A 12,824-nucleotide genomic window follows, 5' to 3' on the forward strand; every position below is an offset into this window, starting at 1 on the left:
AATTATGGCAGTAGCAAAGTATAAGATAGTACGGAAATGTCCTGTGTGCGGAGAAGAGTTCTTCGCAAGGACTTTGGAGTCCTGGTATTGTTCACCCAAATGCTCCAAGGTGGCGTGGAAGCGTAAGCATGATGAAGAAAAACGCCAACTTGAACTGGACAAGATTGTAAGCAATATGCCCAAGTCTAAAGAGTATATCAGCATAACGGAAGCGTATGCTATGTTTGGTGCAAGCCGCTCAACCATTTATAGGCTCATCTACATGAAAAAGATTTCCTTCATTGAGCCAGAGAAAGGAATACGACTTGTATGCAAAGGAGAACTAATGAATCTGTTTCCGTTAAGACAGTCTCCGCTTGACACCAAGCCAAGGAAACCAGTTACCATGTACCGCATGGAACCAGAGGATTGCTATACAATAGGTGAGATTTCCAAGAAATTTCATCTGGATGACAGCACCGTGTATGCTCATATACGAAAATACTCAATACCGACCCGGCAAATCGGTAATTATGTGTATGCTCACAAGGAATCAATAGACAAACTTTATAAAGATATAAAACCATTATGAAAAGATTAGATTATACTAAAGTCTCCGTCAAATTAAAGAAAAGTGAGTGGAGAGATGAGTGGTTCATCTATCTTGAAGCTTATCCTGTTTATGAGACGGGAAATGACAAACCCAAACGAGTGCGTGAATATCTCAGGAGGTCTATTACTACCCCTATATGGGATAAACGACGAAGCGAGCGAGCCGTTGCTGGTAGAATAAAGTACAAGCCCAAGCGAGATGACAATGGCGTTATTCAGTGTAAATCCAAGCAAGATATGGAAACTTGCCTTTATGCGGATGGCGTTCGAGTCCTGCGTCAAAAAGAGTACGACAACATGGCTCTCTTTACTGACCAGCAAATGGAAATGGCAGAACAAAGCGAACGCTCAAAATGCAATGTTCTGGAGTATATTGAGAAGTTAATCAAAGAAAGAGAGGAAACTGCGTCAGAATCGATAGTTGTCAACTGGCGCAGATTGCACACACTGTTGTCAATGTTTGCCAAGTGTGACTACATACAGTTCTCGCAGATTGACATGAAGTATATTGAGGCATTCCGTTCCTTCTTGATAAAGGCACCGCAGGGTGGTTCTAAGAAAGGAACTATTTCAAGGAATACGGCATCGACGTACTTCTCTATCTTCAAGGCGGCACTCAAACAAGCTTTCGTGGATGGCTATCTGAATTGTGATATTGCTGCCAAGGCTAAAAATATCATGTTTCAGAGTGCTCGAAGAGAGTATCTGTCACTGGAAGAACTTAATATATTGGCAAAGACTCCGTGTGATGATATACTAAAACGGGCAGCCTTGTTCTCTGCACTGACAGGAATGCGACATAGCGATATTCAAAAGCTTAAATGGTCAGAGGTTGAAGAATACAATGGTGGGTACCGTCTCAATTTCACTCAGCAGAAGACTAAGGGCGTTGAATACATGCCTATATCGCCACAGGCATACAATCTTTGCGGTGAGCGCAAGAAAGACGGAGAACTGTTGGTGTTTGCCGGACTGCCTGACCCTTCATGGATATCTAGGCCTTTGGAACGGTGGGTAAAAGCATCAGGGATTACCAAGCACATCACCTTTCATTGCTTCCGCCACACCTATGCAACGTTACAATTGGCTAACGGTACAGACATATATACCGTAAGCAAAATGTTAGGGCATACCAATGTAAAAACCACGCAAATCTACGCAAAAGTAATTGACAAGAAGAAAGATGAAGCTACAGAAGCTTTTAAGTTGGACATAGATGAATAGTGATTATCATTTGTAAGCACTTAGTATAGAAGACCACTTGTATCAATAAGTCCTTTATTGTACAGGTGGTTTTTAGTGCCTTTCATTTTCAACATTCTATGTAATGATGCTATTGTTTTGGCACTTTAACCTTTCGTGGAAACCAAACATTTATAACAATAAACAGATAAAAATGAAAAAAGACAGCCTTTTTTGGCTTCTCTCTTTTTGAAGAGAGCAAGCGTGTCCACAAACATGTGGAGTGTACAGAAGACTTCTACAGAGAACTGTATGAGTTGTTTGAGATCGCAAGAAGTTGGTATCTTCAAGCTGAAAAGAATCATATGAAGACAGAGTACTTCATAGAACTATTTGAGCGCAGTCACCAATATATTGACTGTGATTGTGCACGTTGTAAGAACTCGCGACAGATGGCAATTGGCATTATTGGTACTTTGTTTAGAGACTCTAAGTGTGTGTCAATAATCAAGAAAAAAGAAGATTATTCCAAGCAGGAACTTATTGAGTTGTTTCTTCAACATGTGGGTACTGGTCTGCCAATCCTTACCCGAAAGAAATCGTCCATCCTCACTTTGGGATGCCAATTGTCAGACAGACAGATGGATTTGTTGGTAGAACTTGTCCAAAGTCACGACATATTTGATTTTGCCGACAACAGTGATGTGCGTAGCGAGTTGTGTCGCCTATTCAAGTGCGACTTGGACGCATCTATCCGTGTAAAGAATGTACGTAATGTAGCCGTACTGTTTGACGCTATGGCTCAATACCATTTGATAAACAATAATTGGCAATATGTCATGGGAGAAGGTCGCTTCTTAACCAGTATCAAAAAGGATGGAACAGAGAAATTCATAACTTCAAGTTGTCTTTCCTCTTCTCTTTCAAGGATAAGAAGAAACGTTTCCATGACAGCAAGTCAATATGCCATCTGCAAATCCATCGAACAGATATTAAGAGAGGAATAAATCACAATAATTCTGCTAAATGAAAGTAAAAACGTGATAGTTTGGTTGATACTGCCTTACTATCACGTTACTTTTTCTATTTAGTGACAGTCTCCCCATAACTTTGCATCAAAAATCATAAAAAATAATTAGCATGGAAGAAAATAGTATAAGATTTGAAGATATTCCCAACGCTATAACGGGGGTACTGAAAAAGCTGTCATCATTAGAAGACAAGATTGATGGTATATATGAACTTGTTCAATCAGAAAAAGAAGAAACATGGTTTACGGTTGCTGAATTATGTGCTTATCTCCCAACACATCCGGTAGAGCATACCATATATTGCTGGACAAGCAATCGGGAAATACCGTTTCACAAGAGAGGCAAACGCATCATGTTCCTCAAATCTGAGATAGATGAATGGCTTCAAGGAACCAAGGGCAAATCGAAGAACGAGATTCAAAGAGAAGCAGAGGAATATGTACTATCTACACAAAGAAAGAATAGACGGCTAATATAACCGTGCTACTGTCTGTAAACAATTTAATTAAGGTACGTGACACATGAATGAAAGACATTTTAGACTCTATGAGCGAATTGTCGCAATAGAAGACAGTTTGGAGGCTTTGGGACCTATTGACAAACTAATAGAGCGAATCGAGGAATTGGAGAAGATGGTCAAGCAGACCAAAACCGTCTTGGGGTTTGACGAAGCATGTAAGTATATTGGTGTTTCTGAAAGCCTGCTATACAAACTTACAGCCGCAAAAGAAGTTCCACACTATAAGCCAAGGGGAAAAATGCTGTATTTTAATAGAGAAGAAATCGACAAGTGGCTGCTCCAAAACAAACAAGAGGTCATTGGAATGGTAACGAAAATAGAAATTGATAATCCGAAAGAATGAAAATGGAAGAAAATAACAAACATGTACAGCCTAACTCAAAAGAGGAAGGAGTACAGCGTCTCAATCGCATATTGAGCGAATCGTTGATAAAGGCAACAGATACTTATAAAACACCTCCTCAGATTATATGGGTTGATAATTCCAGCATAGCCACATTGGGCAACTTCAGTGCTTCTACTGGTAAGGCAAAGGCGAAAAAGACCTTCAACGTGTCTGCCTTGGTAGCCGCTTCCCTCGCCAACGGCAAGGTACTGAACTATCGCGCCAGTCTGCCAGAGGGGAAACGCAAGATACTGTATGTAGATACGGAGCAGAGCCGCTATCACTGCCATAATGTGCTGGAGCGCATCCTGAAGCTCGCTGGTCTACCTACAAGCATCGACAACGAGAACCTTGACTTTATCTGTCTGAGAGAGTACACGCCCTCCGTCAGGATAGAGGTCATAGACTATGCGCTTGCCCAAGACCAAAGCTATGGACTGGTCATCATCGACGGAATCAGAGACCTGCTTCTCGACATCAACAATGCGGGAGAATCGGTCGAGGTCATCAACAAGATGATGGAATGGTCATCAAAGTATGACCTGCACATCCATTGCGTATTGCATCAGAACAAGGGCGACAATAACGTGCGCGGGCATATCGGTACGGAGATGAACAACAAGGCAGAGACGGTGCTTGTCATCACCAAGAGCACCACCAATCCCGACATCAGCGAGGTGAAGGCGATGCACATCCGTGAGAAGGAGTTCAAGCCGTTTGCCTTTACAGTCAATGAGGAAGGGTTGCCAGAGATTGTCGAGCACACGCCGGAGAAGGAAGAAGGTGACAAGCAACCGTCAAGGTTTACTTACCAAGACTTGACATCCGAACAGCATAACGAGGCGCTGACGGCTGCATTCAAGGAGAAACCTATCAAAGGATTCGATCGCATGGTGGAGGAATTAACGCAAGCCTATGCAGACATTGGCTTTAAGCGTGGCAGAAGCGTCATCATCAAAATGCTGAAATACCTGATTAACGAGCAAAAGCTCATAGTGAAGCGGGATAATCATTACTATTTCGGATATACACCTGCCGAGATTGACCTGTTCCATGAAGAGGAATAAAAACAGTTCAGAAACCAGTTTAGTTTACGTCCGTACCTATATATAAGAAATAAGGCCAAAGTAAACCGAAATCGGAGGCTGAATTGGGAAGCGGAAAAGTAGTTTAGCAAATGGTTTAGTTTACGGGTGTGCCTATATAGGAGAAAGGGTAAAGTAAACTGTTTCCATGGACAAAGTAAAACCGAACAAATGAAAGTACAATGAATATTGAACAATCGAAGAAACTGAGCATTATAGACTTCTTAGACAAGGAGAATGTAACGCTGAAAAAGAAGAAGGGCAATGCCTACTGGTATCTGTCACCCTTCAGGGACGAGAAGACCGCATCGTTCAAGGTCAGCAAGAAGGAGAACCTGTGGTACGACTACGCCATTAAGGAGGGCGGTGACCTTGTGGAGCTGGTAAAGCGTATGTATAACAAACAATCCGTTTCCGATGCCCTTGCCTACCTTGCGTCCAAGAGTATTGCCACTGTGGATAAGGCAATCGAGACCGCTATCGCAGCCAAGGAATACACGACAACCAAGATGAACGATGTGAAGCTGCTCCCACTGAGCAACCATTCTCTGCTGTCCTATTTCAGTAGCCGACGGATAGACATCACCATTGGCAGGATGTATTGCAGGGAGATACACTACAAGGTTGAGCAAAAACATTACTATGGCATTGCCTTTGGCAATCTGAGTGAAGGACATGAGGTGCGCAATCCCTATTTCAAGGGCTGCATCGGGCATAAGGACATCACCCTGCTTGCCCATACGTTCAACGAGTGGCAAAACGGTTGTCTGGTCTTTGAGGGCTTCATGGACTTCCTTGCTTATATGACCCTCGTTAAACAGCAAGACCGATGGTTTGTCGTTGAAAGCCCTTGCGACTATATGATACTGAACTCAGTCGCCAACCTCAAACAGGCATTGCATTACCTTGACCGTTACACCCACATCCATTGCTTCCTCGACAACGACCAGGCAGGACGCAAGACGGTTGAGAGCATCAGCAATGTATTCGAGTACAGGGTGACGGACGAGTCCTTCAGATATGCCGACTACAAGGATGTCAACGACTATCTGATGAGGAAGAAACGAACGGCATCTGAATGACATTATAAAGACGAAAACACCATCATTTGATGCAAAAATGGCTCAAATGCATTGAAATTACATATCAAATCTGCACTTTTTCGCCCAAACATGCTTGATTCTCAATTATTATCCTTATTTTTGCATCGTTTTAATACATTATTAAAATGTAGCAGAATGGAATTGAAAAAAGAAATAAGGATATTGGGCAGACGCTTTGAGGTGGAACCTCGTGCCAAGGAAAGCCTGAAAGGCATCACGGTTGGCGAGAAACTCTCATACCGTTTCTATGATGGCACATACCAAGGCACGCCCCTGCTGTTCGTTGAGCCCAAGAAGGGCAATCCCTCTCCACGGACTTGCGCCATCACGGGCAAGCGGTTGACCGAAGCCCTGGGACTGCCTGCGGTGTTTATCCTTGCGCCCGGACCCACCTACGAGCGACACAGACTGGCAGACAAAGGAGTCTTCTTTGTCATGTCCGAGGAATATGCCCATCTGCCAGGCATCATAGCATTGGAGAAGACAAGCAACAGGAAGATTGCCGAAGTATTGACCCCTGTGGCGCAATACATACTACTCTATCACCTACAGGTGGGCAGTATTGAAGGAATGTCGCCAAGGGATATTGCACCGTTGCTTCCATATTCTTACGAAAGCGTCACGTTGGGTGTCACCTGTCTTGAAGATGTAGGACTGTGTCAAAAGATTCAGAACGGACAGCGCAGCAAGGTGGTACACTTCGAGTTGAAGGGCAAGGAACTGTGGGACAAGGCTCAGAACGTCTTGCTGTCACCTGTGGAGAACCGCATCTTTTGCGATGACATACGCTTGGATGCGGAATACCCCGTATGCGGCATCAATGCCCTGGCACATTATTCCATGCTTAATCGTGACCGGGAAGAGATGATAATGATGACAAGCAAGGAATATCGTGCCGTCAAGTCGGCTGATGTCATGGAGAATCCCAACATCTATGACGGCAACTATATCATAGAGGTATGGAAATACCCTGTTGTCAGCAAAATGGGCGACAAAAGCCAGTGGGTTGATCGCCTTTCCCTTGTCCTTTCGTTGAGAGATGATGATGATCCGAGAGTAGAAAAAGAAGTAGAACGAATAATCAGTGAACAGAAATGGAAGGATTAGTCAAGTTCCGTGAAGCATTTGCGGAATACTCAGAAAACTATGTGGTGATAGGCGGAGCAGCCTGTGACATCACCATGACCAATACCGTGGTGCGTCCACGCGCCACACACGACATCGACATGATAGTCATCGTAGAGAACATGACCGAGGCTTTCGCCAATCGCTTCTGGCAGTTTGTGCGGGAGGCTGGCTATCGACCTGAAAAGAGGAAACAGGAGGCTGGTGAGCCACCAAGGTATGAAATGTATCGTTTCCTTGATGGTAAAGACGGCTATCCCGAGATGATAGAACTGCTGTCACGCCACCCCGACGTGCTTGGAGAGCCAAAGGGATTTGTCATAGAACCTATCCCGACCGATGAAGATGTGTCGAGTCTTAGTGCCATCATCATGGACGATGATTACTATCACTTTACTATCGCACACAGCCAACTGACTGATGGCATACGCCATGCCAATTCCGCTGCCTTGATAGCACTGAAGGCAAGAGCCTACCTAAATCTCATGGCAGACAAGCGGGACGGCAAGCATGTGAACACCAAAGACATCAAGAAGCACCGTTCGGACATCCTGAAAAATGTGGTCATAATGACTGAGGACAACATTGAGGCTCCTGCTTCAATAGTGGCATGTATAAGGGAGTTTGTCGCCTCCATCAGAGCCGACTGGTCAACTCTCGCAGAACCATTGTCAAAGTCACTCGGTCAAGACGAGGCATTTGTGACCGGACTGTTAGATCAACTGGATGAATTGTTTATAGAAGCATGACCAATATGAAGATACAATACGCATCCGACCTGCATCTGGAGTTTGCCGACAATTGGCGGTATCTGAAAGCCCACCCCTTGGAGGTGACGGGCGACATACTGCTGCTTGCCGGCGACATCGGCTATCTCGGCGATGACAACTACTCCAAGCATCCCTTTTGGGACTGGGCATCGGAGAACTACAAGGAGGTGCATTGCTGCATGGGCAACCATGAGTTCTACAAATATTATGATGTGGCGACACTGCCCGACGGCTATCTCTTGGAGGTACGTCCCAATGTATTCAGCCACTACAACGGTATTGCGAGGATTGGCGACACCGACATCATCCTCTCCACCCTTTGGTCGAGGATTCCTTTGGAGGACGCTTACTTCACCGAGCAAGTGATAAGCGACTTCCGCCGTATATTATATAAAGGTGAGCTGATGACCCATGCCCAATTCAATGCTGAGCATGAACGTTGCCTCACCTTTATCAAGGATGCAGTGGCATATTCGCAAGCAGCCCATAAGATTGTTGTCACCCATCATGTACCATCGTTCCGTATGCTCCACCCAAAGTTTCAAGGCAGCAAGGCAAACGTGGCGTTCACCGTAGAGTTGGAGGACTATATCACCGATAGCGGCATAGACTATTGGATATACGGACATTCGCACACCAACATCGATGCCAGGATAGGCAACACCCAATGCTTGTCCAACCAGTTGGGCTATGTTTTCTCTAACGAACATCAGGACTTCTCCCATGGCAAGTACCTGACCATATAGCCATCCACATTTTTTTCATCCACCCTCTTTACAAGCTCTTCCCTATCGGAAGGGCTTTTTTTGTGCCTTTCGAGTTTGATTTTTGAGTATGATTGCGAGTGTAATCAAAATTAGAGTTAAGATTTGGCTCCGCGGAAAGTCATTTCGGTTTAAGATTGAAGAAAAGGTAGTTCCTTTGCATCGGCAATAAGCCAAACCATAGTAAAATCAAACTTGAAAATATGAAGTCATTTGTAATATTCGCCATTGTCGTGACCATAATCTATGTCATCTACTATACGGTCATCATCGTGCAGGATCTGTACGGAAAGCCCAAGGACGAGAAGTCACAGGGCGAGTCGTTTGATGTCAGTGACATGACCGACGAGGAAGAGTCGATAGCGGTCAGCGAGAGCGACGGTGGTTTCAGCGTAGGCGACAACCAATATGAGACAGCCTACGAGGAGAAGCAGCTTGCAGAGCCTACAGAGGAGGCAGCCGCCACTGCGGAAGAGAGCAAGCCTCATGTGCTTGAAAAGATACAAAGCGCAATCGAGAAGAAGATGGAGGAAGTGAATACCACCTATTCCGACCCCATGTATTCGGAAGAATTGAACAACACCATCATCGCCCGCGGTCTTCGTCACAATGGACGTGACATGGTCAAGGTGGAATCACTCAATAATGAGATATGATGTCAAAAACAAGAAGTGCATTTCTATCATTATATGCCGCTTTAACCCCAGCTCTGGCCAGTGCTAAGTGTGGCAACGTGGACTACAGCTGGGGAGCGGACGCACTTGCGAGTGCCCATGACTATGCCGTGACGATGATGCTCTATATCGTTTATCTGTGCTATGCAGTGGCGGGCATCGTGGTCATAGTCAGCGCCTTGCAGATATATATAAAGATGAATACGGGCGAAGAAGGAGTGAAGAAGAACATCATGATGCTGGTGGGAGCCTGCCTGTTCCTCATAGGAGCGACCATCGTCTTCCCCGCTTTCTTCGGTTATCAGATTTGAGATACAGGTGATACGAGATAAGATAACTCAAAGTGTAACAAATTAAAAGGTAAAAAGAATGTTTGAAAGGATTAACAAGAAGGTGAAGGGATTCTTCTCTTCACAGCGCATGAAAACGCTCGCCCTGATGTTGCTTGTCGGCACCACCGCAGCAATGGCACAGAACGCAGCCGGCGACTACTCGGCAGGAACGACCGCGCTTACCACAGTGACGGAGGAGATTGCCAAGTATGTACCTATCGTGGTGAAGCTCTGCTATGCCATTGCAGGTGTCGTTGCAATTGTCGGAGCCATAAGCGTTTACATCGCCATGAACAACGAGGAACAGGACGTGAAAAAGAAGATCATGATGGTCGTCGGCGCATGTATTTTCCTCATTGCAGCAGCCCAGGCACTGCCTCTGTTCTTCGGCATTGGAGGTTAAACGCAGCGTGAGATTGTGAGTATGTAGAACGTTAAAACACTGACAGTTATGGCAGATACAAAGCAAGAGCGTTTTCCGGATTATCCCATTTTCAAGGGACTGCAACGTCCATTGGAGTTCTTCGGGTTGCAGGGACGCTACATCTACTGGGCGGCAGCCACCGCAGGAGGAGCCGTTGCGGGTTTCATCCTCGGCTACTGCATCTTCGGTTTCGTGGCAGGACTCGTGCTGCTAGTCCTCGCCGTAGCTGTCGGTGGCGTTCTCATCGTCATGAAGCAGCGCAAGGGCTTGCACAGCAAGAAGAGTGACAACGGCATATTCATCTATGCCTATTCAAAGAAAGTGTAAAACAAAAAAGAGAATCCATTATGTCCAAGTGGAAAGCTATCAATGATTGTAAGTGAATGGAGGTGGGGGCATCACGCATGAGGGTGCGCCCGCCTTTTTGCGATTAAAAAAGAAAAAGAACAATGACCCTATACATCATACTCATATTCTCAGCCATCTGCGTGGGCATGGCCATCAGTGTCAAGGCATTCGGCACGGGAGGGAAGCGCAAGCGCATCTTCCAGGACATCTACTTCTCCATCGAGGAAGTGGATGGCATCGGCGTGCTCTATACCAAGACGGGCGAATACTCCGCTGTTCTGAAGATGGAGAACCCTGTGCAGAAGTATTCCGCCAACATCGAGGCCTACTATGAGTTCACCCACCTCTTCGCCGCCCTTGCCCAGACCTTGGGCGAAGGCTATGCGCTGCACAAGCAGGACGTGTTTGTGAGGAAGGCATTCAAGGAAGAGAACGGTGGAAATCATGAGTTCCTGAGCGAGAGTTACTTCCGCTATTTCAACGGCAGACCCTTTACCGACAGCGTCTGCTACCTCACCATCACACAGGAGAACAAGAAGAGCCGTCTGATGTCGTTCGACAACAAGAAATGGCGTGACTTCTTGGTGAAGATACGCAAGGTGCACGACCAGCTGAGGGATGCCGGCGTGAAGTCCCGATTCCTCGGCAAAACGGAAGCCTGCGAGTATGTGGACCGTTTCTTCTCCATGAACTTCCGTGACAAGGTGGTGTCGATGACCAACTTCAAGGTCGATGACGAGACCATCGGCATGGGGGACCGTAGCTGCAAGGTGTATAGCCTTGTGGATGTGGATTATGCCAACTTGCCGTCGGTCATCCGTCCCTACGCAAATATCGAGGTGAACAACACCAGTATGCCCGTTGATCTCGTGAGCATCGTCGATAGCGTGCCCGGAGCCGACTGCGTGGTGTTCAACCAGATGGTGTTCGTGCCCAACCAGAAGCGTGAGCTTGCCCTACTCGACAAGAAGAAAAACCGCCATGCCTCCATGCCCAACCCCAGCAACCTGATGGCTGTAGAGGACATCAAGCGTGTGCAGGAGGTGATAGCCCGTGAGAGCAAGCAGCTCGTCTATACCCACTACAACCTCGTGGTGGCAGTGAGCGGCGACACCGACATACAGAAATGCACCAACCATCTCGAAAACTCCTTCTCGCGCATGGGCATCCACATCAGCAAGCGGGCCTACAACCAGTTGGAGCTGTTCGTCAACTCTTTCCCCGGCAACTGCTATGGCATGAATGCCGACTACGACCGATTCCTCACCCTCGGCGATGCCGCCACCTGTCTGATGTACAAGGAGCGCATCGTGCATAATGAGGACACCCCGCTGAAGATATACTATACCGACCGCCAAGGTGTGCCCGTAGCCATCGACATCACAGGAAAGGAGGGAAAGGAGAAGCTGACCGACAACTCGAACTTTTTTTGTTTGGGTCCTTCGGGCAGCGGCAAGTCGTTCCACATGCATGTCATATGGACTAAAACGCATCGAAAAGAACTCCAAACAAAACTTAGAGAAACGTCATAAATAGCTCATTTTCAATACATATTCATTAACATAACGCTCCAACCGCCTATTGCGAGTTTCATCCGTTTATAGTAATTTTGTACCACGGTTGTACCATGGGCAGAGGGACACACGGTTCTTAATGAGGGTTCTTATTTCCTCTTATTTCCCCTTGTTTCCTCTTAAAAGTTTCCGTCAAGGACCATCCCCCATGAGTCACTGCAAAATTCAAAAATAACGGTAAAAATGAATACTACAACTCGCATTCCAATCGTGCTGATGTCCGTAGAGGAAACAGCGCAGGCAGTAAGCATCAGCGTCAAGACAGTACGCAGTCTTATTCGTCAAGGCAGGCTAAGAGCCGTAAATTTCGGTACACGCATGACCAGGATCTATTTGCAAGACCTTCTTGAAATAGCCAAGGGACAAGGTTATCAGGTGGTTCTCCCTTCTTCCCTATCGTTAGAAGGAGCAACGTCCAAGAAAGCACAGAGGCTAAAAGATGCCGAGACTGGCTCAGTCAACAAGTTGGCAAAGTGTCGCAAGACTCCCAGGGCTGGTGAAAGAGCACCTGATGGAGTAACCCACGACACCCATTACACAATGGCAGAGGTGTTGAGCACCTTTAATATCAAGTATGGAAGATTCTATGAAGTCCGCAATCGTTACCAACTCCAGTCAGTTCACGCATGGGGAACGACCTGCTTCAAGAAAGAAGACGTGGAAAGGGTTATCGGGCTTTATAATGAAGAACAGGGTAAGAACATTTCCGATGACTGGTACACCTGCTTCGACATCATGAAACTCTACGGATTAGGCAAGACACAGGTACGCAGATTTGCGGAGACCCATGGAGTGAGAATCCGAAAGTTCAAAGGCGGAAGAGCCAACTACTATCTGAAAGCAGACTGGGAGGCTGCACGCAAGAAGGCAGAGAAAAGCAGTACTACGACCAAGGCAAAACGGAAGTGAGACACAA

Annotated in this window: 15 protein-coding genes and 1 pseudogene; all 16 read left to right on the forward strand. The window is 46.1% G+C overall.

What is annotated here, in order from left to right; genetic code table 11:
- The first annotated feature begins 4 nt into the window (after positions 1 to 4).
- The 16 genes and pseudogenes from DXC10_RS06400 to DXC10_RS06475 all read left to right on the forward strand — a co-directional run bounded on the left by DXC10_RS06400 (position 5) and on the right by DXC10_RS06475 (position 12,817).
- Entirely contained in the window at positions 5 to 571 is a 567-nt protein-coding gene (locus DXC10_RS06400; RefSeq protein WP_005812876.1) for a hypothetical protein, read from the forward strand.
- Positions 568 to 1,815 (forward strand): site-specific integrase, encoded by a 1,248-nt coding sequence (locus DXC10_RS06405; protein ID WP_022231470.1) that lies wholly within the window; start codon positions 568 to 570, stop codon positions 1,813 to 1,815. Before DXC10_RS06400 ends, DXC10_RS06405 begins: the two co-directional genes overlap by 4 nt.
- Positions 1,816 to 2,138: 323 nt before the next feature.
- The gene (locus DXC10_RS06410; RefSeq protein ID WP_005812872.1) at positions 2,139 to 2,780 is read left to right on the forward strand and encodes a hypothetical protein; all 642 of its coding nucleotides are present in this window, start codon (positions 2,139 to 2,141) and stop codon (positions 2,778 to 2,780) included.
- A 133-nt stretch (positions 2,781 to 2,913) separates the two neighbouring features.
- Positions 2,914 to 3,282 carry a helix-turn-helix domain-containing protein gene (locus tag DXC10_RS06415; RefSeq protein ID WP_004320284.1) on the forward strand — a complete coding sequence of 123 codons (369 nt, stop codon included), beginning with the start codon at positions 2,914 to 2,916 and terminating at the stop codon, positions 3,280 to 3,282.
- Positions 3,283 to 3,325: 43 nt separating this feature from the next.
- Complete coding sequence (locus tag DXC10_RS06420; protein ID WP_005812869.1) at positions 3,326 to 3,667, forward strand: AlpA family transcriptional regulator; 342 nt, start codon at positions 3,326 to 3,328, stop codon at positions 3,665 to 3,667.
- A gap of 2 nt (positions 3,668 to 3,669) precedes the next feature.
- Entirely contained in the window at positions 3,670 to 4,776 is a 1,107-nt protein-coding gene (locus DXC10_RS06425) for an AAA family ATPase (RefSeq protein ID WP_005812867.1), read from the forward strand.
- 200 nt (positions 4,777 to 4,976) lie between these two features.
- Positions 4,977 to 5,876, forward strand: a complete 900-nt coding sequence (locus DXC10_RS06430) for a toprim domain-containing protein (RefSeq protein ID WP_005812865.1) — start codon at positions 4,977 to 4,979, stop codon at positions 5,874 to 5,876.
- Between the two features lie 156 nt (positions 5,877 to 6,032).
- The gene (locus DXC10_RS06435) at positions 6,033 to 7,004 is read left to right on the forward strand and encodes a hypothetical protein (RefSeq protein WP_005812863.1); all 972 of its coding nucleotides are present in this window, start codon (positions 6,033 to 6,035) and stop codon (positions 7,002 to 7,004) included.
- Positions 7,005 to 7,144: 140 nt separating this feature from the next.
- Positions 7,145 to 7,771 (forward strand): hypothetical protein, encoded by a 627-nt coding sequence (locus DXC10_RS06440; protein ID WP_229077372.1) that lies wholly within the window; start codon positions 7,145 to 7,147, stop codon positions 7,769 to 7,771.
- Positions 7,768 to 8,538: a metallophosphoesterase gene (locus tag DXC10_RS06445; RefSeq protein WP_007837351.1), complete on the forward strand. Its 771-nt coding sequence runs from the start codon at positions 7,768 to 7,770 to the stop codon at positions 8,536 to 8,538. Before DXC10_RS06440 ends, DXC10_RS06445 begins: the two co-directional genes overlap by 4 nt.
- 221 nt (positions 8,539 to 8,759) lie before the next feature.
- Positions 8,760 to 9,212 (forward strand): hypothetical protein, encoded by a 453-nt coding sequence (locus tag DXC10_RS06450; RefSeq protein WP_005812857.1) that lies wholly within the window; start codon positions 8,760 to 8,762, stop codon positions 9,210 to 9,212.
- Positions 9,209 to 9,541 carry a DUF4134 domain-containing protein gene (locus tag DXC10_RS06455; RefSeq protein ID WP_005812854.1) on the forward strand — a complete coding sequence of 111 codons (333 nt, stop codon included), beginning with the start codon at positions 9,209 to 9,211 and terminating at the stop codon, positions 9,539 to 9,541. The genes DXC10_RS06450 and DXC10_RS06455 overlap by 4 nt, the downstream gene beginning before the upstream one ends.
- Positions 9,542 to 9,599: 58 nt before the next feature.
- A complete protein-coding gene (locus DXC10_RS06460) occupies positions 9,600 to 9,965 on the forward strand; it encodes a DUF4134 domain-containing protein (RefSeq protein ID WP_007837354.1) in 366 nt (121 codons plus the stop codon).
- 48 nt (positions 9,966 to 10,013) lie between these two features.
- Positions 10,014 to 10,313 (forward strand): DUF4133 domain-containing protein, encoded by a 300-nt coding sequence (locus DXC10_RS06465; protein ID WP_005816074.1) that lies wholly within the window; start codon positions 10,014 to 10,016, stop codon positions 10,311 to 10,313.
- 122 nt (positions 10,314 to 10,435) lie between these two features.
- Positions 10,436 to 11,860, forward strand: a pseudogene (locus tag DXC10_RS06470) (conjugal transfer protein TraG); the annotation flags it as partial.
- A gap of 231 nt (positions 11,861 to 12,091) precedes the next feature.
- On the forward strand, positions 12,092 to 12,817 hold the full coding sequence (locus DXC10_RS06475) for a helix-turn-helix domain-containing protein (protein WP_048317560.1): 726 nt from the start codon (positions 12,092 to 12,094) through the stop codon (positions 12,815 to 12,817).
- Positions 12,818 to 12,824: the final 7 nt, after the last annotated feature.

It is taken from the genome of Bacteroides sp. OM08-11 (assembly GCF_003438665.1).
Lineage (GTDB): Bacteria > Bacteroidota > Bacteroidia > Bacteroidales > Bacteroidaceae > Bacteroides > Bacteroides cutis.

What these genes read in the sequence shown, in the direction of transcription:
- DXC10_RS06465 (WP_005816074.1), top strand. Translation starts at nt 10,014, where the DNA reads ATGGCAGATACAAAGCAAGAGCGTTTTCCGGATTATCCCATTTTCAAG.
- DXC10_RS06460 (WP_007837354.1), top strand. Translation starts at nt 9,600, where the DNA reads ATGTTTGAAAGGATTAACAAGAAGGTGAAGGGATTCTTCTCTTCACAG.
- DXC10_RS06425 (WP_005812867.1), top strand. Translation starts at nt 3,670, where the DNA reads ATGGAAGAAAATAACAAACATGTACAGCCTAACTCAAAAGAGGAAGGA.
- DXC10_RS06420 (WP_005812869.1), top strand. Translation starts at nt 3,326, where the DNA reads ATGAATGAAAGACATTTTAGACTCTATGAGCGAATTGTCGCAATAGAA.
- DXC10_RS06450 (WP_005812857.1), top strand. Translation starts at nt 8,760, where the DNA reads ATGAAGTCATTTGTAATATTCGCCATTGTCGTGACCATAATCTATGTC.
- DXC10_RS06415 (WP_004320284.1), top strand. Translation starts at nt 2,914, where the DNA reads ATGGAAGAAAATAGTATAAGATTTGAAGATATTCCCAACGCTATAACG.
- DXC10_RS06430 (WP_005812865.1), top strand. Translation starts at nt 4,977, where the DNA reads ATGAATATTGAACAATCGAAGAAACTGAGCATTATAGACTTCTTAGAC.
- DXC10_RS06475 (WP_048317560.1), top strand. Translation starts at nt 12,092, where the DNA reads ATGAATACTACAACTCGCATTCCAATCGTGCTGATGTCCGTAGAGGAA.
- DXC10_RS06445 (WP_007837351.1), top strand. Translation starts at nt 7,768, where the DNA reads ATGACCAATATGAAGATACAATACGCATCCGACCTGCATCTGGAGTTT.
- DXC10_RS06440 (WP_229077372.1), top strand. Translation starts at nt 7,145, where the DNA reads ATGACCGAGGCTTTCGCCAATCGCTTCTGGCAGTTTGTGCGGGAGGCT.
- DXC10_RS06410 (WP_005812872.1), top strand. Translation starts at nt 2,139, where the DNA reads ATGAAGACAGAGTACTTCATAGAACTATTTGAGCGCAGTCACCAATAT.
- DXC10_RS06455 (WP_005812854.1), top strand. Translation starts at nt 9,209, where the DNA reads ATGATGTCAAAAACAAGAAGTGCATTTCTATCATTATATGCCGCTTTA.
- DXC10_RS06435 (WP_005812863.1), top strand. Translation starts at nt 6,033, where the DNA reads ATGGAATTGAAAAAAGAAATAAGGATATTGGGCAGACGCTTTGAGGTG.
- DXC10_RS06405 (WP_022231470.1), top strand. Translation starts at nt 568, where the DNA reads ATGAAAAGATTAGATTATACTAAAGTCTCCGTCAAATTAAAGAAAAGT.
- DXC10_RS06400 (WP_005812876.1), top strand. Translation starts at nt 5, where the DNA reads ATGGCAGTAGCAAAGTATAAGATAGTACGGAAATGTCCTGTGTGCGGA.